Annotated in this window: 14 protein-coding genes; 8 read left to right on the plus strand and 6 right to left on the minus strand. The window is 63.9% G+C overall.

Going from position 1 to position 19408, the window contains the following annotated elements; genetic code table 11:
* Positions 1-273: 273 nt before the first annotated feature.
* On the minus strand, positions 274-1839 hold the full coding sequence (locus ACERK3_04295) for a type I 3-dehydroquinate dehydratase (GenBank protein ID MFA9477510.1): 1566 nt from the start codon (positions 1837-1839) through the stop codon (positions 274-276).
* A gap of 127 nt (positions 1840-1966) precedes the next feature.
* Between ACERK3_04295 and ACERK3_04300 the strand changes: the two genes are divergently transcribed.
* Both ACERK3_04300 and ACERK3_04305 read left to right on the plus strand, forming a co-directional pair.
* Entirely contained in the window at positions 1967-3901 is a 1935-nt protein-coding gene (locus ACERK3_04300) for an MFS transporter (protein ID MFA9477511.1), read from the plus strand.
* Positions 3902-4123: 222 nt separating this feature from the next.
* Positions 4124-5620 (plus strand): stage 0 sporulation family protein, encoded by a 1497-nt coding sequence (locus ACERK3_04305; GenBank protein ID MFA9477512.1) that lies wholly within the window; start codon positions 4124-4126, stop codon positions 5618-5620.
* 103 nt (positions 5621-5723) lie between these two features.
* On the opposite strand, the gene ACERK3_04310 is transcribed toward ACERK3_04305, so the two are convergent.
* Positions 5724-6839, minus strand: coding sequence for a lysylphosphatidylglycerol synthase transmembrane domain-containing protein (locus ACERK3_04310; protein ID MFA9477513.1), 1116 nt, complete (start codon positions 6837-6839; stop codon positions 5724-5726).
* Between the two features lie 204 nt (positions 6840-7043).
* Here ACERK3_04310 and ACERK3_04315 point away from each other — a divergent pair, with 204 nt between their 5' ends.
* Both ACERK3_04315 and ACERK3_04320 read left to right on the plus strand, forming a co-directional pair.
* Positions 7044-7799 (plus strand): methyltransferase domain-containing protein, encoded by a 756-nt coding sequence (locus ACERK3_04315; protein ID MFA9477514.1) that lies wholly within the window; start codon positions 7044-7046, stop codon positions 7797-7799.
* Between the two features lie 138 nt (positions 7800-7937).
* Positions 7938-8489 (plus strand): cupin domain-containing protein, encoded by a 552-nt coding sequence (locus ACERK3_04320; GenBank protein ID MFA9477515.1) that lies wholly within the window; start codon positions 7938-7940, stop codon positions 8487-8489.
* 48 nt (positions 8490-8537) lie between these two features.
* Here the strand turns inward: ACERK3_04320 and ACERK3_04325 are convergent, their stop codons facing one another.
* The 4 genes from ACERK3_04325 to ACERK3_04340 all read right to left on the minus strand — a co-directional run bounded on the left by ACERK3_04325 (position 8538) and on the right by ACERK3_04340 (position 14429).
* Positions 8538-9989, minus strand: coding sequence for a phospholipase D-like domain-containing protein (locus ACERK3_04325; protein MFA9477516.1), 1452 nt, complete (start codon positions 9987-9989; stop codon positions 8538-8540).
* 208 nt (positions 9990-10197) lie between these two features.
* Positions 10198-11139 (minus strand): response regulator, encoded by a 942-nt coding sequence (locus tag ACERK3_04330; protein ID MFA9477517.1) that lies wholly within the window; start codon positions 11137-11139, stop codon positions 10198-10200.
* A 117-nt stretch (positions 11140-11256) separates the two neighbouring features.
* The gene (locus ACERK3_04335; GenBank protein MFA9477518.1) at positions 11257-14079 is read right to left on the minus strand and encodes a response regulator; all 2823 of its coding nucleotides are present in this window, start codon (positions 14077-14079) and stop codon (positions 11257-11259) included.
* A 98-nt stretch (positions 14080-14177) separates the two neighbouring features.
* Complete coding sequence (locus ACERK3_04340) at positions 14178-14429, minus strand: hypothetical protein (protein ID MFA9477519.1); 252 nt, start codon at positions 14427-14429, stop codon at positions 14178-14180.
* A 149-nt stretch (positions 14430-14578) separates the two neighbouring features.
* On the opposite strand from ACERK3_04340, the gene ACERK3_04345 reads away from it, so the two are divergent.
* The 4 genes from ACERK3_04345 (at position 14579) to ACERK3_04360 (ending at position 19408) form a co-directional block, all read left to right on the plus strand.
* The gene (locus ACERK3_04345; GenBank protein ID MFA9477520.1) at positions 14579-14917 is read left to right on the plus strand and encodes an Hpt domain-containing protein; all 339 of its coding nucleotides are present in this window, start codon (positions 14579-14581) and stop codon (positions 14915-14917) included.
* Between the two features lie 37 nt (positions 14918-14954).
* The gene (coaE, locus tag ACERK3_04350; protein ID MFA9477521.1) at positions 14955-15599 is read left to right on the plus strand and encodes a dephospho-CoA kinase; all 645 of its coding nucleotides are present in this window, start codon (positions 14955-14957) and stop codon (positions 15597-15599) included.
* Positions 15600-15850: 251 nt separating this feature from the next.
* Positions 15851-17413 carry a transcription termination factor Rho gene (gene rho / locus ACERK3_04355; protein ID MFA9477522.1) on the plus strand — a complete coding sequence of 521 codons (1563 nt, stop codon included), beginning with the start codon at positions 15851-15853 and terminating at the stop codon, positions 17411-17413.
* Between the two features lie 390 nt (positions 17414-17803).
* Positions 17804-19408, plus strand: coding sequence for an exosortase/archaeosortase family protein (locus ACERK3_04360; protein MFA9477523.1), 1605 nt, complete (start codon positions 17804-17806; stop codon positions 19406-19408).

The raw sequence follows: 19408 nt of genomic DNA on the forward strand, positions 1-19408 counted from the left end.
GGGTTTTGCGCATAGCCTGCAGGCCCCTCGCTGTGCGGTCATGCTAAGCGTACTCCGCTGCAACCAGCTTGCAATTAAAAATACTGCTCCCTATCCATTTGATCGGTCGGATAAGCCGTACGTCCTGCATAAACGGGCGGCCATCAACCCTTCTCTACGTAGCAGAGCCCGCAGATGGTTTGGTGCGGCGTCAGCGAATATTTTGTAAAGCACCCTGAAAGCAGGTATTGCGACCCTGAGTCGCAAGGGTTGGCATTCGTCCGCGAAAGGCGATCAATTTTGCATGACGGCGAGAAAGATCTCGCGCGGCGCGGGTCGGCCGGTCCACAACTCGAACTGGGCGGCGCCCTGTCGGACGAACATTTCAATGCCCGAAACGGTGATGCAGCCGAGGGTCTCGGCCTGGGCGAGCAGTCGGGTCCGCGCGGGGTTATAGATCGTGTCAAAAACGACCGTGGTCGGGCCCCAGTCGGCGATCGCGTTGGCGTCGCCGAGTGGCGAAGCGTCCACCTTCGGGTGCATGCCGATAGGTGTGCAGTTGATGTAGACGTCGCAGCCGCCGGCGGGCAGGTGGTCGATCGGCTCGATAGTGATGTCGCCTTGCAGATCGTCCGCCATCGCTTGAGCGCGCTCGAGCGTGCGGTTGTAAACGACGACGCTCGCGCCGTGGCCCGCAAAGCCGGCGGCGATGGCTCGCGCTGCGCCGCCGGCGCCGATGAGGCCCACGCGTCGGTCGGCGAGCTGATCTCGCTGGATGTTCAAGCCATCGCATACCGCGTCAAGGGCTGCGGCGTAGTCGGTGTTGGACGCGTAAAGCGAGCCGTCGTCGCGGACGGTCAGCGTGTTGGCAGCGCCGATCATTTCGGCAAGCGGCTCGATCTCGCCATCGCGTTCGCGGACGAAGCGCAGCAGGTTTTCTTTGTGCGGGATGGTGACGGATGCGCCGCGGAAGTGCAGCGGCTTGTGATCGAGCCAGGCGGAGACGGTGGCTTTGAAGTGTTCGTACTCGGGAGGGATGGGCATGGGCAGGTAGACGCCGTTGTAGCCGGTGGCGTCGAAGCCTGCGTTGTGCAGAGCGGGGCTTTTGGAGTGGCCGACGGGCCAACCGATGACGCCGAAGACTTCGGTGTCGGGGGTGAGGTGGTCCCAGCGAAAAAGTTGCTTGAGCTGGTCGAGCGTGGGTTGGCCGGGGGCGGTGGCGCTGTCTTCGTCGAGTGCGGCGAAGGTGAGGAGGCCGGCGAACTTTTTTGCGAGGATGCGCGACGCTTGGCCGAACTCGCCCATGCATAGGGCGATGGTGGGCTTGTACTGCTGGGCGATTACTTCGAACGCTTCGAGGTTGTCGCGCAGCGAGCGGGCTTGCCAGGCGAGCTTGACGACACGGCAGGCGGGCTCTCGCACCATCGCTTCGAGCGTTTGCAGGAGGTTGCGTGGCCGTTGGTCAAAGTCGTGGCTGGAGAGGATCAGGCCAGGCCCGTTGGCGCTGGCGACGATCGGGCCCAGCGTGTCGCGGAGGTTTGGCTCGCGCTGCCAGGCGAGCAGTTCGATGTCGAGGTAGGCAGGCGGGTGGGTCGCGGTGGCGAGGCGGTGTAGCAGGCGATGACGGTCGGCTTCGTCGCCGGCGTATTCACCGCCTTCCCATGTCGGGCGGCAGGTGATGATGCAAGGCAGGGCGGATCGCTCGACGAGCGAGAGCACAGCGGCTTCGCCCTCGTCGGCAGCGGCGAGTCGATCGATGCGGTACTCGACCAGGTCGGCCCCGAACTCGGCCGCCCGCGCCGCGTCGGCCAAGGCCGCGTCGGGCTGGTCTACGAAGATGGATACGGTCAGGTGCGTCATGGGGCAGGGTTTCTGGTTTCTGGTTTCTCGTTTCTGGTTGAATTGATGCTGGCCCGCTGACATGGGTCGGCCAATCTCTGCCAACGCGAAACTCGAAACTTCAAACTCAAAACTGTATCGTTCTGCCATGACCGACGCCAGCCAGCAATCTTCCAGGCAACCGCGGCAGCGCCCATTGTGGCGAAACCTCAGCTTTACTTTGATGTGGACCAGCACGGCGGCGAGCGGGTTCGGCGATCGCATGATCATGCTCGCGGCGCTGGCGCTGCTCGGCGGACTGGTCGCGGGTACGCTGGAATCGACGGCGATCCAGGCGTCGACGCAGTTCTGGTTCTTCCTGCCTTACGTACTCATCAGCGCACTCGGTGGCTGGCTGGCGGACCACTTACCGCGCAAGTGGCTGCTGTTGAGCTGCGACGAAGCGCGGGCGATTATCCTCTTCGCCTGCTACTTCCTGCTGGCGGAAGCGAGCGGGACGGCTGACATCGACCGCGACCTGGTCTGGTTCAGCGTCGCAGGCTATGACGTGCCAACCTTCTGGAAGGTCTATCTCGCGCTGTTTCTGATCGGCTGCTTCGCCGCGACGTTCAACCCGACGCGCAACGCGATCATCCCGCAGATCATCCCCACGCCACAGTTGCAGGCCGCCAACGCGGTCATCCTCGTGATCACGGTCATCGCGTCGCTGGTGGGCATGGTCGTGGGCGAGCGGATCATCTCACAGGAAGCGGCCGACTCAGTGCGGTTCGGGCTGCTGCTCGGCGGGCTGTTCTACCTGGTGTCGGGCACGTTCTTCGCCTTCCTCAAGCCCGTCGAGCCCGAGAAGGCAATCGTCGGCTCACGACGTACGATCCGCCAGGCGGTGCGCTACGCGCTGGCGCATCGGCGGGTGATGATTGTCATCGGCCTTAACGTGCTGATCTGGGCGTCGGCGGCGGCGGTCTCCAGCGGGCTGATGGGCATCGGCAAGACGCACCACGATCTGCATGGCGACGCGTTGTTGTCCATGTTCGCCCGAGCGAGCGTCTTCCTCGGTGCGGGTATGCTGGTGGGGTCGGTGGTGATTATCGCCATCCGCACGCGACGCGAGTCGACGCTGTTCACAATGCTCGCGGTTATCGGCGCGGGCGTGGGCGTGTTTGTAATGTCGATCGTGCCGCTGCTGTGGGTGACGTATGCGGCGGCGTTTTTCGTGGGGCTGTGCGGCAACGTGGCGATCATCGCCCTGGTGACGATTCTGCAGTCGATCACCCCCAACTACATCCGCGGCCGAACGATGGGGCTGAACTCGATGGTCAACACCATCTTCAGCGTCACGACGTATTTTCTTATCTGGCAGTTGCCCGATGCGGACGAAAACATCGTTCGCGTGATGTTCGTGCTCGGCCCGGCGCTGATCGGCGTCGGGCTGCTGGGCATGGCCCGCTATCTGACGGTCGGGCCGATGCCGGCGAGGCTTGCCAATGCGATTTGGCATGCGAACCGGGCGTATGCACTGGTGTGGCATCGGCTGTCGTTTCAGGGCCGGGGCAACGTGCCCACCGAGGGGCCGGTGATCCTTGCGTCGAACCACACGACGGGCATCGACCCGGTCCTCATCCAGGCCGGCTGCTCGCGCGTCGTGCGGTGGGTGATGCTCGCTTCGTTCCGCAGTCGGCTGATCGAACCGCTGTGGCGGGCGATCAATCCGATCACGCTCGATCGCGGCAACGCGGGCGTCGGTCAGGTGCGGAAGATCGTTGAAGCGCTGGAGCAGGGCGATCTCGTCGGCCTGTTCCCCGAAGGCGGGCTGCAACGCGAGAAGCGCGAGCTGCAGCCGTTCCAGGCGGGGGTCGCCCGCATCGCCCAGCGAAGCGGTGCGTGGGTCGTGCCGGTCTGGATCGAGGGCACGCCGAGGCGCCGGTGGATGGTGTGGCATTTTGTTCAACCCAGCCGATCGCGGGTGGTGTACGGGAAGCCTTACAAGGTCGATCCGGAGGCGGACACGCAGCAGGTGCTCGACGAGCTGCGCGAGCGGATGGTGGCACTGAGCGGTGACGGCGAGGGTGGTGAGAAGTCCTAACGGACCCGATGGCTCCGTAGGGCCGGGGGCGCAGCCTTGCGGTGGGGGGCGTCGTCCGCGTACGATATGCACTTGGTTTGAAACTCCGTGTTTGGACCCTCGTGGCCGAGTCGGGCGGTGCGGGGCTTTATAAAAACACTCACCCGACGACAGTTTGCCTGATTCGCCGTGCCCGTCGGCTTGCCCGATGCGGTGTGCGGTGTTGATACACACGGAGCCCCCATGTCAGGATCCATTACCCCGTTGCCGGTCATGCTTGAAGAGGAAGCGGACCGCAAGGTATACGAGCACCTCGAGCCGCCGAAGACCATCGTCGTCCGCTACGGCTATCAACGCCTCGTCGCGGAGCTGGCTTACGACGGCCAGGACAAGCCCGGCTGCGGGTCGAAGATGGTCATCCGCACCCGCCGCGGCGTCGAGATCGGCGAGATGCTCACCAGCACCTGCCCCAACGCAGGCTGCTCGAAGAGCGTCACGCGCAAAGAGATGCTCGACTACATCCAGAACTCCGGCGGCAAGGACTACCCGTTCACCACCGAGGGTAAGGTGCTTCGCGTCGCCACTGTCGAAGACCTCAACGAGCAGGGTCGACTCGACGCGGGCAAGCCTGAGATCATCAAGACCGCCAAGCGCCTCATCAAAGAGAACGAACTGGCGGAAGAAATGCGCCTCGTCGACGTCGAGCTGCTGCTCGGCGGCGAGCGGATGCTGTTTTTCTACACGGCTGAGAATCGCGTCGACTTCCGCGAGCTGGTCAAACAGCTTGCGGCCGAGTATCAGACGCGCATCGAGATGTTTCAGCTCAACGCCCGCGAGGAAGCGCGCATCGCCGCCGACTACGAGAAGTGTGGCCAGCACTGCTGCTGCAAGCAGTTTCTTAAGGTCCTCAAGCCCGTGTCGATGCGGTCGGCCAAGGTGCAAAAGGCCACGCTCGACCCGATGAAAATCTCCGGCCGATGCGGTCGACTGATGTGCTGTCTCCGCTACGAAGACCAGACCTACTCCGACCTCAAGAAACGGCTGCCACATCGCAAGACGGTGGTGGAAACCGAAGACGGCATCGGCATCGTACTAGACACGCAGATCCTCACGCAGTTGGCGCTGGTGAAGGTGGGGCTCGATAAACCCGCGGCGTACCCGGTGGAGAACATCCGCATCCTGGAGAAGGACGAAGTCAAGGCCTGGCAGGATGAACAGCAGCAGCAGGCCGAGGCGCACGCGGCACGTGTTGCCTCACGGTCAGGTGGTGGCGATCGTCGGCCGCCCGCGCCGCGTCGCGAGCGTCCGGCACCGCAGGCGGGTAACGGCAACGGCAACGGCGACGGCCACGCCGACGACAAGGCGGACACATCGAGCACGTCGCGGGGTTACAGCAATGCCCGCACAGGTGGCAAGGCGAAGTCGGGCCCGCCCGCCGCCGAGCCGCGTCGCCCGCAGCCAGGCAAGCCGGTGACCGAAGACGAAGTCGAGTCGCGCGAAGACGTCGAGTCGCGTGAGGACGACACGTCGGCCAATGACACGTCGGTCAACGACGTGAAGTCGGCCGACGGTGGGGAGGGTGCTGCCGATGGCACGGCCGACGACAACGCAACGCAGGGCGAAGCCGGCGGCGCGGAAGGCGATAAGCAGTCCGGCGGACGTCGGCGTCGTCGGCGTCGGCGACGTCGCGGCGGTCGCGGCCGACGTGGCGGGTCGTCGGGTGGCGATGGCGGCAGTTGATGCGACCCACCGCATCGCGTGTTTAGCCCCGCCGCCCACGGCGGGGCATCCCCGCAAGTAACCCCGGATCATCCCCGGCTGCGCCCCCGCGTCGGCGCGGGGGCTAAACCTCGTGGTGGGGTGATGACGCAATGGTTTCAACGTTGCTTTGCACGTTGCGACTGCTGCGGAGCAGTTCGCGAAGGCTTAGCGTGTCGGCTTCACGAGAGGGGCGGTAGCAGGCGAAGATCAACCCGCCGACGATGCACCACGCAGCCCAGCAGCCGAACCCGCCGAGGCCGATGAGCACAGCGGCCTCGGCGGGCACGTCGGCCATCGCGTGCAGCATGTTCTCCAGCAGCGCTTCGCGGACGCCCAGGCCCGAGATCGAGATCGGCAGGGCGGAGGCGACGTCGATCAACGGCATGACGGAAAACACGTCGATGAACGAAGCCGGTGCGTTGAACGCCCGTCCGGCGGCGTAGAACACCGCGAAGTAGCCGTGCAACGTGACGAACGACAGCGCGATACCCGCAAGCGACCACCGCCATTGGGTGAGGAAGAGCGTGAACGCAGCGAGCAGGGCGTTGAGCTTGTCGCGTGCCGGGACGAACTCGGGCAGGCCGCGGTCGAGCCGACGCTTGCTGACGATGAGCATGGCGAACAGGCCGAGCACTGCGAAGCTGAGCCCGACGAGCACGCTGGCCGTGCCGCCGATGCCCACCGGCGACTGCGCCAGCCACTCGTAGCGGAATGCGACGATCGCCGCGGTCGTGGCGAGCATTGCGACCATGCCTGCCATGTGGTCCATCATCACCGATAGCGCAGCGGCGGTCTTCTGCTTTGGTCTTTCACGGCAGATGTAGACCATCCGCACGGCCTCGCCGCCGATCAGCCCAGGCAGGAACAGCGTGAAGAACATGCCGATGAGGTAGATGCCCGTCGATCGTCGGAAGCTGATGCGAATGCCCTGAATGCGCAGGAAGATCTGCCACCGACACGCCGCGGCCGAGATCCACACCGCTCCCAGCCCGACGCCCACGAGCAACCAGCCGAGATTCGCTTGCGTAAGCGTGCGGGTGATGCCTTCGCGTACCGCTGGGTCGCTGAAAAGCCATGTCAGCAGGGCGACCGTGAGCCCGACCTGTATGAACGTGCCCAGCCATGCCTTGACGGATCGCCGTCCGCCGACGGCGGCGTCGACGTGGGAGGGCGGCGAGTTGGTCAGCGAGTCGGTCATAGGTCAAATCGACGTTTGCCTGTTAGCCGCGAAGCATCGCGGAGTGCGGGCGTGGATGGAAGTTCACGAAACCTGACCGCGACGATCCACTGCCCCCCCTATGCAAAGTGGGGCGAAAGCGCCCATAATAGAGGATCGTCGCAGCTGTGAAGCGACCTGTCGATTCAGTGCCCGCACGCCGTTGCGGGTTGTGGAGATATTCAAGTGACGCATAACGACCCGACCCACGCCGGCGTGGCGCTGGATCAGCCCAATCCCCTCGCCGACGTTCCGCCCGCGGGCTCTGCCCCGGTATCGCAGCGCCCAATGATCCGCCGTATCGCCAAGCGCTACCCCGGCCATTACCTGCCCGGCTATGCCAAAGGCAAGTTGCGCACCGACCCGGCGTACGCGGCGGTGTGGCATTACCTCAAAGGCTCAAACCTACCCGTGCTCGACCTCGGCTGCGGCATCGGCCTCTTCGAACAATACATCCGCGAGCTCGGCTACACCGGCCTGGTCGTCGGCGTCGACCCCGATGAAAGCAAAATCACCGCTGCCCGCCATGCCACTCGCGACCTGCCCGACCTGACCTTCAACGTCGGCAGCGCCACCGACGCCATCGACTTTCAAGGCCACGTCGTCATCCTTGACGTGTTGCACTACCTCCGCCCGGAAGATCAGCAAGCCCTGTTGCACCGCCTCGCTGAGCAGGTCGCCCCCGGCGGCTACTGCCTCATCCGGGCCACGCCACGCGACAGCAGTTGGCGATACACGTTCAGCCGACTCGAGGAATGTTTCGTTCGGCTGATCGGCTGGATGCAGCGGCCGGCGGTCGCGTTCCCGACATGTGATGAAATCACCGCCCCCTTCCAGCAACGCGGCTATCGCGTGCACGTCACACCAGCGTGGGGCAAGACGCCGTTCAACAGTTACCTGTTCGTCTTTCAACGCGCCGCCGAAGGTGATCAATCGGGATGATCAGCTTCATGGCAAGGCAATCATTGCGCTACGGATTCTCCCCAACTGGCTGCGAATTACGTTGATCTGCCGAGCGGTGGGGATATAGTCGAAATCAGTCACATTGATCTTGCACCTTTATTCTGAAGGGGGCGTGCGATGCAGCGAACAGCGTGGTTGTTGATGGCGACGGCCAGCCTGACCTTAGGGTGCGAAGGGTTGCAATCGCCTGCGGGATTGGACCATGTACACGAGGTGGCGGCGGTGACGCCCGAGCAGGTCGCGTGGTCGCCGGCGCCGGAGGTCGTGCCGGAAGGGGCGGAATTGGCCGTGCTCGAAGGTGACCCCGCCGAGGCCGAGCCGTTCGTGGTTCGGATGCGCATGCCCGACGGCTATAACTTCCCGGCTCACTCGCACCCGCACGCCGAGCGCGTCACGGTCATCGAAGGCACGATGCACCTGGCGATGGGCCACCGCCTCGATCGCGATGCAGCGGAGGCCTACCCGACCGGCAGTTACGTCGCCATCCCCACCGACGAACCGCACCAGGTCTGGGCCGAAGAGCAACTGGTGATTCAGGTTACCGGCGTTGGTCCGCTGGAGGTGGACTACGTCGACCCCGCCGACGATCCGCGCACCGGGCAGACGGCTGCGGTGGGTGGCGGCTGCCCCCTATGCCAACTCGCCGCCGCCTCCGAGCCCTCGCGATAAGCCTGGCCCGCGTGACACCGTCGGCCAAGCAGCACGTATCGCATGTGTTCAAAGGTAAGGCGACGCCAGCCGGGCAATGCCGTCGCGGATCTTCCAGATGACCCGACGGCTGGCCAACTGCTCGGCGGTCACACGCTCCGCGTTGCGCAGTTTCTCGTCGATGATCGTGTTCAACTGAGCGGCTAGGCCCGTATCGTAGTACTCGACGTTGAACTCGAAGTTCAGCCGAAGGCTACGTGCGTCCCAGTTGGCCGAGCCCAGCAACGTCCAGCGGTCGTCGACGAGCATCAGCTTGCTGTGATCGAATGGCGGGGGGGTGAGCCACAACTCGCAGGCGTTGGCGACGATGCGCGGCCAGATCGCCATCGACGCCCACTGCACCAGCCGAAGGTTGCTCGTTCGCGGAAGGATGACCTGCACCTGTACGCCCCGTCGCGCCGCCAGCGCCAGCGAAGTCATCACCGCGTCGTCCGGCAGAAAGTAAGGCGACACCACCACCACCCGCTTGCGCGCCGCGGCGAGCGCGCCCATCAGCGTCATGCGAAGGTTGTCAAAGTCTTCATCCGGGCCATCGGCGATGCCCCGCGCCAGGCCCGAGCCGACCGGTGTGATTGTCGTCGTCCAGGCGGGGCCGTCGAGCACTTCGCCGGTGGCGAACGCCCAGTCCTCGGCGAAGGTTTCTTCCAAGTGAGCGACCACCGGCCCGCGCAGGCGAAAGTGCAGGTCGTGGATGGGCGAGCGCGGGTTGGTCGCGAGCATGTTGCCGACGCGGATGTTCATGCCCCCGGTGAAGCCAATCTCGCCGTCGATGACGAGCAGCTTGCGGTGGTTGCGCAGGTTGGCGTAGGCGAACTTCCACGGGATCAACGATGGCATAAAGCGCGCGGTGGTGATGCCTGCCCGCCGCAGCGACCGCAGCACGGGCGGCCAGGTGTAGCGCGACCCCACGTCGTCGATAAGCACGCGCACTTCGACGCCGCGCTTGACTGCGTCGGCCAGCGCGGTGCGAAACATCTTGCCCGCGTCATCGTTATCGAAGATGTAGCTGCTGAGCGCCACGCTTCGCTGAGCGGTGGTGATCGCATCGATCATCGCAGGGTAGGCCATGTCGCCGGTGGACAGCGGGTCGATGGCGTTGCCCTGGAGCAGGGGCCTGTCGGTGATGTTGCCGATGAGGTTGGCCAGCGGTCGCAGGTTGACCGGCTCTTCGCCGAACGCGACGTCGCGCTGAGCGTCGGTTGCGGTGGCTTCGTCGGTGGCGACGTGCACCTCCGGCTGCGCCTCGCGAAGCGTACGCGCACGTCGACGGATGCGGTTGACGCCGAAGAACCAGTAAAGCGACGCACCGAGAAGTGGCGAAAGCCAGATCAGCCCGGCCCAGCCGATGGCGGCGCGCTCGTCTTCCTTATGCAGCACCACGTGGATCGACGCGAGGATCGCGATCGGAAGGTGGAGGCTGGCAATGAGCTGCGACGCGTAGAAAAGCAGTTCCTGAATCATGTGCGTTGGACGTGAACATAACACAAACCACGGACGAGCATCGGCAAGCGATGGCAGAACAAGCCCTGCCCCGGCTGCTGATACGATAACGCGGCCTCGCCTCCCCCATTTAGCCGCGGGCCTTGGCCCGCGCTTTGGGTTCGTGACGCCGAAGAGCGCGGTGCAAGCACCACGGCTAAATATTGCAACTGAGAAACTTGTCGCGGTATTAATCGGCTGTGTGCTGGGCGCTGAGTGTTTGCGTCTGGCAGGGCGGTTCGTCGGCGTGTTTGAGCATGGTGATCTCGTTGCCGGCGTCGTTGAAGTGGACTTCGTCCATGAACGAGTGGATCAGTTGCAAACCGCGGCCGTCGATGCGTTCGAGGGTGGTGGGGTCGTGGAAATCGGGCAATTGTCGCCAGTCGAAGCCCTGGCCGTCGTCGCGGATGACGAATGTGCCCAGGTCGCGGGTGAAGTGGATGTTGACGTTGACGTGGCGGTCCGCGTAGGGGGCGGTTTTGCGTTGGTGGTTGAGGTGGGCTTCGTATTCGTCGTGGCTCATCTCGCGCAAGTGTGGGCCGGCTTCGAGGTTGCCGTGGCGGATAGCGTTGGTGATCGCCTCGTCGAGCGCGACGCCGACGCGCATCATGGTTGACTCGTCGTAGAGGTGCATCTGCAACAGGTCTTCGCCGAGGTAGTGGATGAGCGGTTGAATGCGGGCGGTGTCGTTGTCCAGTTGGAAGTGATAAGTCGTATCGCGGAGCACTTCGAGCACGGGCTGATACTTGCGTCGCGGCCGAACGAGTTTGAGCACTCGGCGGACGGTGGTGGCGAGGTCGCGGGCGAGGTGTTTCTTGGGCACGTAGCCGGTCGCGCCGCATCGCAGCGCTTCGGAGGCGACCTCTTCGCTGCCGTGTGCGGTCATGAGAATGACGGGCACGCCGGGGTATTTTTCGCGGACGGTCGCGACGAGTTGGAGCCCGTCGAGGACGGGCATCTGCAGGTCGGTGAGCACGAGGGTCGGCAGTTCGTCTGCGATGGCGTCGAGCGCGGCTTGTCCGTCGGCGGCGTAGCGCATGTTCAACCCGGTCCAGTGTTCGAGCAGGCCGCCTGCCCGTCGCGCGTCGACCGCCGCGTCGTCCACGATGAGGATGCTTGTCGACTCTTCCATCGCAGGTTGCCTTTCATACGGATTGCCCATCAAGCTCGAGTGCTTTGTATTAGGGCTGACGCCCACGGCGTCACGCCGTGGGCGTCGAGCGCATCCGAGATTCATATCCGATCCGTATCATCCGTTCTTTTCGCTGGTGGTGTTCATCGCGACGCGCTCGACCGTTTCGTACAGCAGGCCGGCACGGATGGGCTTGGCGAGGTAGTCGTCCATGCCGGCGGCGAGGCAGCGTTCGCGGTCGCCTTTCATGGCATGAGCCGTCATCGCCACAATCGGTACGTGGCCGCCGTCGGCTTGTTCGCGATCGCGAATGTGGCGGGTTGCCTCGAAGCCGTCCATGCCCGGCATCTGTACGTCCATGAGCACGAGGTCGAACGCCTCTTGCGACAGCTTGGCGAGGGCTTCGTGCCCGTTGTTGGCCACCGTCGCGCGATGGCCGCGATGCTCAAGTAAGCGAACGATCACCGTCTGGTTCACCTGCCCGTCCTCGGCCAGCAGCACGTGCAGCGGCCGGGTGGGTTTGCTTGAGGAGGCGGCCTGTGCGTCGTCGCCGTCGGCCGGTTGAACGTGCAACGCTTCGGTGATTGCCTTGAGCAGGTCGGACGGCTTCACCGGCTTGATCAGATACCGCCGTACGCCCAAGTCGCGCGACCGCGAGACAGGCCCGCTCTCGCCGCTTGATGACAGCATGATCACCGCTGTGTCGCGCAACGCCTGTGATGCTCTGATTCGTCGCACGAGTTCCAGGCCGTCCATGTTCGGCATCTGATGATCGACCAGCGCCAGCGGCACGGCTTCGCCCATGGCGGCGCGGCGTTCGAGTTCGTTGATCGCTTCGACGCCGTCGTGGGCGGTGGTGGGTCGCATCTCCCAGCCGCGGAGCATTTCGTCGAGGATTTGTCGATTCGTGCGGTGATCGTCGACGATGATGGCGGACACGCCGTGCAGTGAGGGCGGTTCGATGCGCTTGCGTTGCGGCGCGTCGGGGTCGAGCTCGAAGGTGGCGGTGAAGTGAAACGTACTGCCTCGGCCGAGCTCGCTGTCGAGCCAGGTCCGTCCGCCCATGAGTTCGACGAGCTGACGCGAGATCGCCAGGCCGAGCCCCGTGCCTTCGAAGCGTCGCGACGGCGAGCTGTCCGCCTGCTCGAAGGCTTCGAAGATCAACTCGCGCTGTCCGCTGGCAATGCCGGGGCCGGTGTCGCTGACCGCGAAGTGCAGCGTGATCGATTTGTCAGGTTCAAGATGATCGACAGACACATCGACGACGACTTCGCCTTCTTCGGTGAATTTGATCGCGTTGCCGACGAGGTTGACGATGACCTGTCGTAGCCGGTTGACATCGCCGACGACGACGTCGGGCACGTCGGGTGGGATGTGGTAGGCGAGTTCAAGGTTTTTTTGTGAGGCCTGCGTCATGAGGGCCTGCAGCGTGTCGCCGAGCATTTCGTTCAGGTCGAAGCCGGCGCGTTGCAGTTCGAGCTTGCCCGCTTCGACCTTGGAAAAGTCGAGGATGTCATTGAGCAGTCGCAGCAGCGACTCGGCTGAGCGGTCGACGAGGCGGAGGTATTCGCGCTGCTGCTCGGTGAGGTCGGTCGCCAGCAGCAGCTGGGTCATGCCGATGATGCCGTTCATGGGTGTGCGGATTTCGTGGCTCATGTTGGCGAGGAATTCGCTTTTGACGCGGCTGGCCTGCTCGGCCTGCGCCTTGGCGCGGACGAGGTCGTGTTGTGAGCGTTGGAGCTCTTGCGTGCGTTCGTGTACCTGGCGTTCGACGAACTGCGTGCGCGTGGTTTGCGAACGGACGAAGGTCGCCAGCAGTGCGGTGAACAGCAGGCCGGCGACGAGCGTGACCGTCGGCGTCCACGTGCGACGCTGCTGAAGATAGATCGGCAGCGGCGCGACATGCACCGTCCACCGTCGGCCGGCCAGGTCGAACGTCTGCTCGACAAGCATGGACTCGGGCGGCTCGGGCCCCGGCGCGTCGGGGTTGCTCAGCAGCCGCGACGGGGCCATGTGCAGCAGCACGGGTTTGTCGTGCGTTACGTCATAGACGTTCAGATTCAGCCCGCGGTCGGGGATGTGCTGTAACGCTTCGTTCACCAGGTCGCGTACGCGGAAGGCGACGATGACGAAGCCCTTAAGCTGTTCGCGGCGCTGCTCAACGGTGTCGATGGCTTCGATGATACCGTCTTTGAAAAAGACGGGGCTGATCAGCAGCAATGCGTTCGTTTCTTCAAAGGGCATGGACTCCGGCACATCGGAGAGTCGGCCGGTGAGCGTTGGTTCGCCGGTGTCGCGGGCGCGGATCATGGCCTGGCAGACCATGGGATGCGACCACCAGTCGTAGCCGTGCTGCCAGCCGTGCCCGGTGGTGGGCGCCAAATAGAGGAGGGGGAAGTGGGCGGGTCGTTCGTCGGCGCGAACGAGAGTTTGTTGTTCGCGGTCAAATTGGAGTATTTCGTAGGATTGGCCGAGTTCGGCACGGCCGTAGGCTTCGTGGGCGGAACGTGTGGTGGGGTGCAACGATCGCGGGAGGCTTGGGTCGGCGTTGATCGCGTCGTCGGCGTCGTCTGCGATGACGCGCGGCGCCCACTGCAACGAGAGCACGGTGGGCTTGTGCATCAGCAGCGGGTGGCAGAACGCGGGCCATTCATGCCACTCCACCAGCCCTGAGCCGGCAAAGAACGCTTCGAGAGCCGAGCCCGCGCCGCCGACTTCGGCGAAGACGCGTTCGATGACCTGACTGCGCGTTTTGGCGTGTGAATGCAGACCTTCGACGACCAGATCGCGATCGCGACTGACGAGCGTCTGCCACGCCGCCAGCGTCATGACCACGCCGAACAAGGCCACGACCAGCGCCGGCCACCAGCGGCGCACAAACCCTTTGGCCGACTGCTGCGGCGTCGATGGCTCGGGCGAAGAGGTGGCGGAACTGGACATGCTGCTGGCCTGCGTTGCGCAACGACTACGCTCGCTCGGCTCGACATTCCGCGGCCGCGCCTGGTCCGCGGCGAAACGGCGAGCGTAGCAGCTATATCTTACGCTCTGCGCATGGCCGGAGTTTTCCGCGACGCCGGGTCGAGCTGCTCATACAACGCGGCATGCCGGGCTTTCATCTGCTCGACCTGTTGCATGTCTTCCACCAGCCAGCCGGCGATGGTTTCGTCCATGCCGGCGAGCGGGTCGGGGATGACGAAAACCGATCGGCATGCCGAACATCTCGCTCGTCGGCCCACCTTGTCGTCGGGAACTTGAAGTGGCTTGTCGCAATCTGGACATCGCATCAACATGACTGTCTCCCGGGCTGGAAGGGCTAAAAAAGACGTGTACCCCATCTCCCATTACTTTCATCATAAGATACAACGCGCCGGCCACCAATCGAATTCCAGCAGCGAATCAATTTTTACAGTGGCGTGCCGGCGGGCGGGAGGCGCGAATCATGCGAGCGACATTCGACCGAGAAATCGCGCTGACGCAGGCCGGCGGGAGCGAGTCATTGCTGGCCGAGCTTGCCGGGGTGTTTCGACGGGAATGCCCTGCATTGCTGGCGCAGCTGCGCGATGCGATTGAAAACGGCGATGCGGCGAGCGTTCGCCGAATCGCCCACACGCTCAAAGGCTCGGCCGGCGTGTTCGGCGCTGAGCCGGTCGTCGAGGCGGCGCTGCGGCTGGAGCAGATGGGCAAAGCTGAGCAACTCGGCGATGCGCCCGAGGCGCTCGCTAGGCTTCAGGTTGAGGCCGACCGACTCATGGAGGCGCTTGCGGCCGAGGCCGAGTGACGTTTGCCCGGCTACACTGGACGCCATGCATACGAAGATGGACAACTCACCCACGCCCGGCCCGGCGAGGCATAAGCCGGTGATCGGGCTGCTCGGCGCGCCGGGGTCGGGCAAGAGCTTCGTGGCGAAGGTGTTTCAAGAGCATGGCGCGGGCGTGATTGATGCAGACCGGTTAGCGCGGGAAGCGCTCGATGAGCCGACCGTCCGCGAAACGCTGCGGCAGTGGTGGGGCGACGCGGTGATTGACGAGCATGGTCGAGTCGACCGCCGAGCGGTGGGCGAGCGGGTGTTTGATGACCCTGCGGCGCTGCGTCGGCTGGAGGCGGTGGTGCACCCGCGCGTGCACGCCGGGCGGGCGGCGATGCGGGCGAAGTACGAGGCGGACCCGGGAGTGCGGGCGATCGTGGAGGACTGCCCGCTGCTGCTGGAGCAGGGGTTGGACGGGGATTGTGATGTGCTGGTGTTTGTGGACGCCCCGCAGGCGGTTCGTGAGGCGCGGGTGCGGGAGCGCCGGGGCTGGTCGTCGGCGGAGCTGGCGCGGCGGGAGAAAAATCAGGCGTCGCTTGACATCAAGCGAGAACGAGCCGATCATATTGTGAACAATGGCGCGGAGCGTTTGCTTGCTTACGAGCAGGCTCGCCGCGTGCTCTCTCAGATACTCCAACCCTCAGAACCAGCCTGATGGAACGCCAGCTTCGCTCTGGAGCGAGCTGTAAGTCGAAAGTGTATTTCGACACCCGTCGCCGTTCGCTGTGGTTGACCTGCGATTGATTTCGGTTTGTGCCGACGATCGCGGTTAATGGACGGCGGCGACCAACTTCCAAACGAAATGGCCTGTTGATCCGATTGATCAAAAGATTCGGTTTTTAACCAACCCGCCGTGGCCGGTATCTAAGCCGTGCCACACCCGACCCCAAAGGAGCTTCGATAAGCATGGCTACGACCCCCCGCACTCGCCGCAAATCCTCCAGCAGCACTGAGGAGACGGAGAAGAAAACCACCAAGACCAAAGCCAAGGCCGAGGCCGCGACCGCTGTGGACGACGGCGACGCGGAAACCGAAACCGACGCGAAGACCGACGCGAAGTCTGAGGCAAAGGCTGACGCGACGTCTGACGAGCAGTCCGACGAGAAGGCGGAGGCTAAGTCGCCGCCCAAGCCCAAGTCGCCGCAGACCGACGCGCAGCTCGACGCCGAGACGCAGGAGCGTTACGAGCTGGCTAAGAAAAGCGACCTTTCCATTCGCGACCTTCAGAAGCTCACGGTTGAAGAGTTGCACGAGATGGCCAAGGCCGAGGGCGTTACCAACTACTCGGGCCTGAAGAAGCATGACCTGATTTTCCAGATCCTGCAGAAGCATGTGACCAAGCAGGGTTTGATGTACGGCGAAGGTGTGCTCGAAATTCTGCCGGACGGCTTCGGCTTTCTGCGCAGCCCCGAGTTCAGCTACCTCGCCTGCCCGGACGACATTTACGTTTCGCCGTCGCAGATCCGCCGTTTCGGGTTGAAGGTCGGCCACATTGTGCAGGGCACGATCCGTCCGCCGAAGGAAAGCGAACGCTACTTCGCGCTGCTTCGCGTTGATGCGATCAACGGCCAGGCACCCGATGCGCTCAACGATGTGGTGCCGTTTGAAGACCTGACGCCGTTGCATCCGCACGAGCGTTATGTCATGGAAATTTCCGGTGCGGACGACAATCTTGAGATGCGCATTGTTGACCTGGTCGCCCCGATCGGCCGTGGGCAGCGCGGTTTGATCGTCGCGCCGCCGCGTACGGGCAAGACGGTTCTGTTGCAGAAAATGGCCAAGTCGGTCATCACCAACTATCCGGACGTGAAGGTGTTGGTGCTGCTGATCGACGAACGGCCGGAGGAAGTGACCGACTTCCGCAACAACACGCCCGACGAGGTGGAAGTTGTCGCCAGCACGTTTGACGAGCAGTCGGCCCGCCACGTGCAGGTGTGTGACATGGTGATGGAGAAGGCCCGCCGACTTGTTGAAAGCGGCGAGCACGTGGTCATCCTCATGGACTCGATTACGCGTATGGCCCGGGCGTACAACACGGAAATGCCGCATTCGGGCAAGATCCTCACCGGCGGTCTGGACTCGAACGCGCTGCAACGGCCGAAGAAGTTCTTCGGCTCGGCCCGAGCGATCGAGAACGGCGGCTCGCTGACCATTATCGCGACCGCGCTGGTCGACACGGGTTCGAAGATGGACGACATCATCTTCGAAGAGTTCAAGGGCACGGGCAACAGCGAGTTGCACCTTGACCGCCGACTGGTTGAGAAACGTGTTTACCCTGCGATCGACATCGCGGCGTCGGGCACGCGTCGTGAGGAGTTGCTGCTCGACCCGAAGGAACTGGAACTGGTGTATCGCCTTCGCAAGGTGCTCGCGGACATGAACGTGGTTGAGGCCATGGAATTGATCAAGAGCCGACTGAAGAAGGTCAAGACCAACGCCGAATTCCTGATGACGATGAGCCTGGACTGATCGTGCGGATCGTGGATTGTGGATCTGGGTAAGTTGGGTGTTATTGAGAGTTATCGAAGCCCACGGCGACACGCCGTGGGCTTCTTTTATATGGGTGGTCGCGGCCGGGGGAGCATCCGGCGAGGACGCGGTTGCGTATACTGGCTAGGGTGGGCTGTGATGTGCTGCGCTGGGGCGGGAGGGGGAAATGGGGGATTTCCTGAATGCTAAAGCTGCTGTGTGGTGTATGTTTATTAGCGGACGGGCGTGGCCCGCTGCTGAAGAAGTTGTTGTAAGGAGGGTCGGCTTGGGGGAAAGCCGACAGCAGGTGGCCCGATGAGCAGTGTTTCGATATCTCGCATTTTCGCCCGACCGTCGGGTGGAGGAGATGGCTCACCCTCGGGGGGGGATGTGAGTCTGAGAGAGACGCCTTGGGGGTGGGGGCGGTTGCTTGGTGCGCTGGCGTTGGCGGCGTTGGCGGTGTGGCTGACGCGCGACGCGTGGCAGGCGATTACGCATTACGCGCTCAACGACGAGGAGTCGAGCCACGTTCTGCTCGTGGCGGTGATTGCGCCGTGGCTGTTCTGGGTGCGTCGGCACCGAATGGCGGCGTGTCGGCGGCGCGGGTTCTGGGTCGGGCCGACGATTGTCGCGGTGGGGTGGGCGTGTTTTCTTATTGGCTACGACTATCGCTTCGACGTGCTATGGCATGCGGGGAGCGTGATGTTGGTGGCCGGCGCGGCGCTGACGTTTCTGGGGCGGGATGTGCTTTTACGGTTTTTGCCAGCGTTCGGTGCGCTGGCGTTCCTGCTGCCCGTACCGGGTCGTATCCGCACGGGGATTGGTATTCCGTTGCAGAATGTGATGGCCCAGTTGGCCGAGTCGCTGGGGCAACTGCTGGGGATGGGCATCAGTCGATCGGGCAACGTGTTGATCGTCAACGGCCAGTGGATTGAAGTGGCCGAGGCGTGTAACGGGATGCGGATGTTTTTCACCTTCTGGGTTGTCAGCTATACGCTGGCGTTTGTGATGCCCTGGCGGTTGAGCATTCGGGTGTTGTTGCTGCTGGCGACGCCGGTGCTGGCGCTGGTGACGAACCTGGCGCGGATTGTGCCGACGGTCTGGCTGTACGGGCACGCCAGCGAGGAGGTCGCGTCGGGGTTTCACGATATGGCAGGCTGGCTGATGATCGTCGCCAGTTTCCTCGCGCTGCTGGGCCTTCTCCGCTTGTTGGAGTGGGGGGGGCTGCGTGTGCATCGCGAGGCGGGTGAGGGCGATGATGCAGGCAGCGGCGAGGGGGCCGCTGGCAGCAAGGCGGTCGCGTGGCGGGGCATGCGAAGCTTGCGCTGGGTCACGCCGGTGGTGACAGTGCTGCTGTTGTCGGGGCTTGCTTACAGTCAACACACACGCGGTGTGCCGGCGGATGCGGACTGGTTCCACCAGACGCTGCGCGAAGAGGCGCGCGAGATGCCATACCTGATCAATGACTGGTACGGCCGGGACGCCGAGGTGCCCGCGGCAGCGCAGGTCATTCTTCAGCCGAACATTCTGATCAGTCGGCGATATGAGAACCTGACCACGCGACAGTCGGCGCATTTCGTGCTCGTGCAGTCGCGGGACGCGAGGCATATGGCGCACCACTATCCGCCGGTGTGTTATCCGTCGGCCGGGTGGCAGTCGATGTGGGCCGAGCCGCGGGACTGGCAGCTGGGTGCAGGCGTGATGCCTGTGACGGAGTATGGCTTCCTCGAAGAGACATTCGACCGCTCGCGGCGGATTGTGGTTGCCAACTGCATGATTGTGCCCGAGACTGGATGGGACCGGGACATGACCCCGATTTATGCCCATGCCCGCGATCCGGTGCGCCGACACTACGGCGCGGCGCAGGTGCAGATGGTTTTTGATGCGGAGATGCCCGAGCACGAACGCCAGGCGATCTTTGAGATGTTTGTAGAAGAGAACCTTGAGTTGCTGGAGCGGATCGCCGGTGGCGTCGCCGTTGCGAGGGAGCAGTAG

This window comes from Phycisphaerales bacterium AB-hyl4 (assembly GCA_041821185.1).
Taxonomy (GTDB): domain Bacteria; phylum Planctomycetota; class Phycisphaerae; order Phycisphaerales; family Phycisphaeraceae; genus Natronomicrosphaera; species Natronomicrosphaera hydrolytica.

What these genes read in the sequence shown, in the direction of transcription:
- ACERK3_04295 (MFA9477510.1), bottom strand. Translation starts at nt 1,839, where the DNA reads ATGACGCACCTGACCGTATCCATCTTCGTAGACCAGCCCGACGCGGCC.
- ACERK3_04300 (MFA9477511.1), top strand. Translation starts at nt 1,967, where the DNA reads ATGACCGACGCCAGCCAGCAATCTTCCAGGCAACCGCGGCAGCGCCCA.
- ACERK3_04305 (MFA9477512.1), top strand. Translation starts at nt 4,124, where the DNA reads ATGTCAGGATCCATTACCCCGTTGCCGGTCATGCTTGAAGAGGAAGCG.
- ACERK3_04310 (MFA9477513.1), bottom strand. Translation starts at nt 6,839, where the DNA reads ATGACCGACTCGCTGACCAACTCGCCGCCCTCCCACGTCGACGCCGCC.
- ACERK3_04320 (MFA9477515.1), top strand. Translation starts at nt 7,938, where the DNA reads ATGCAGCGAACAGCGTGGTTGTTGATGGCGACGGCCAGCCTGACCTTA.
- ACERK3_04325 (MFA9477516.1), bottom strand. Translation starts at nt 9,989, where the DNA reads ATGATTCAGGAACTGCTTTTCTACGCGTCGCAGCTCATTGCCAGCCTC.
- ACERK3_04330 (MFA9477517.1), bottom strand. Translation starts at nt 11,139, where the DNA reads ATGGAAGAGTCGACAAGCATCCTCATCGTGGACGACGCGGCGGTCGAC.
- ACERK3_04335 (MFA9477518.1), bottom strand. Translation starts at nt 14,079, where the DNA reads ATGTCCAGTTCCGCCACCTCTTCGCCCGAGCCATCGACGCCGCAGCAG.
- ACERK3_04340 (MFA9477519.1), bottom strand. Translation starts at nt 14,429, where the DNA reads ATGTTGATGCGATGTCCAGATTGCGACAAGCCACTTCAAGTTCCCGAC.
- ACERK3_04345 (MFA9477520.1), top strand. Translation starts at nt 14,579, where the DNA reads ATGCGAGCGACATTCGACCGAGAAATCGCGCTGACGCAGGCCGGCGGG.
- coaE (MFA9477521.1), top strand. Translation starts at nt 14,955, where the DNA reads ATGGACAACTCACCCACGCCCGGCCCGGCGAGGCATAAGCCGGTGATC.
- rho (MFA9477522.1), top strand. Translation starts at nt 15,851, where the DNA reads ATGGCTACGACCCCCCGCACTCGCCGCAAATCCTCCAGCAGCACTGAG.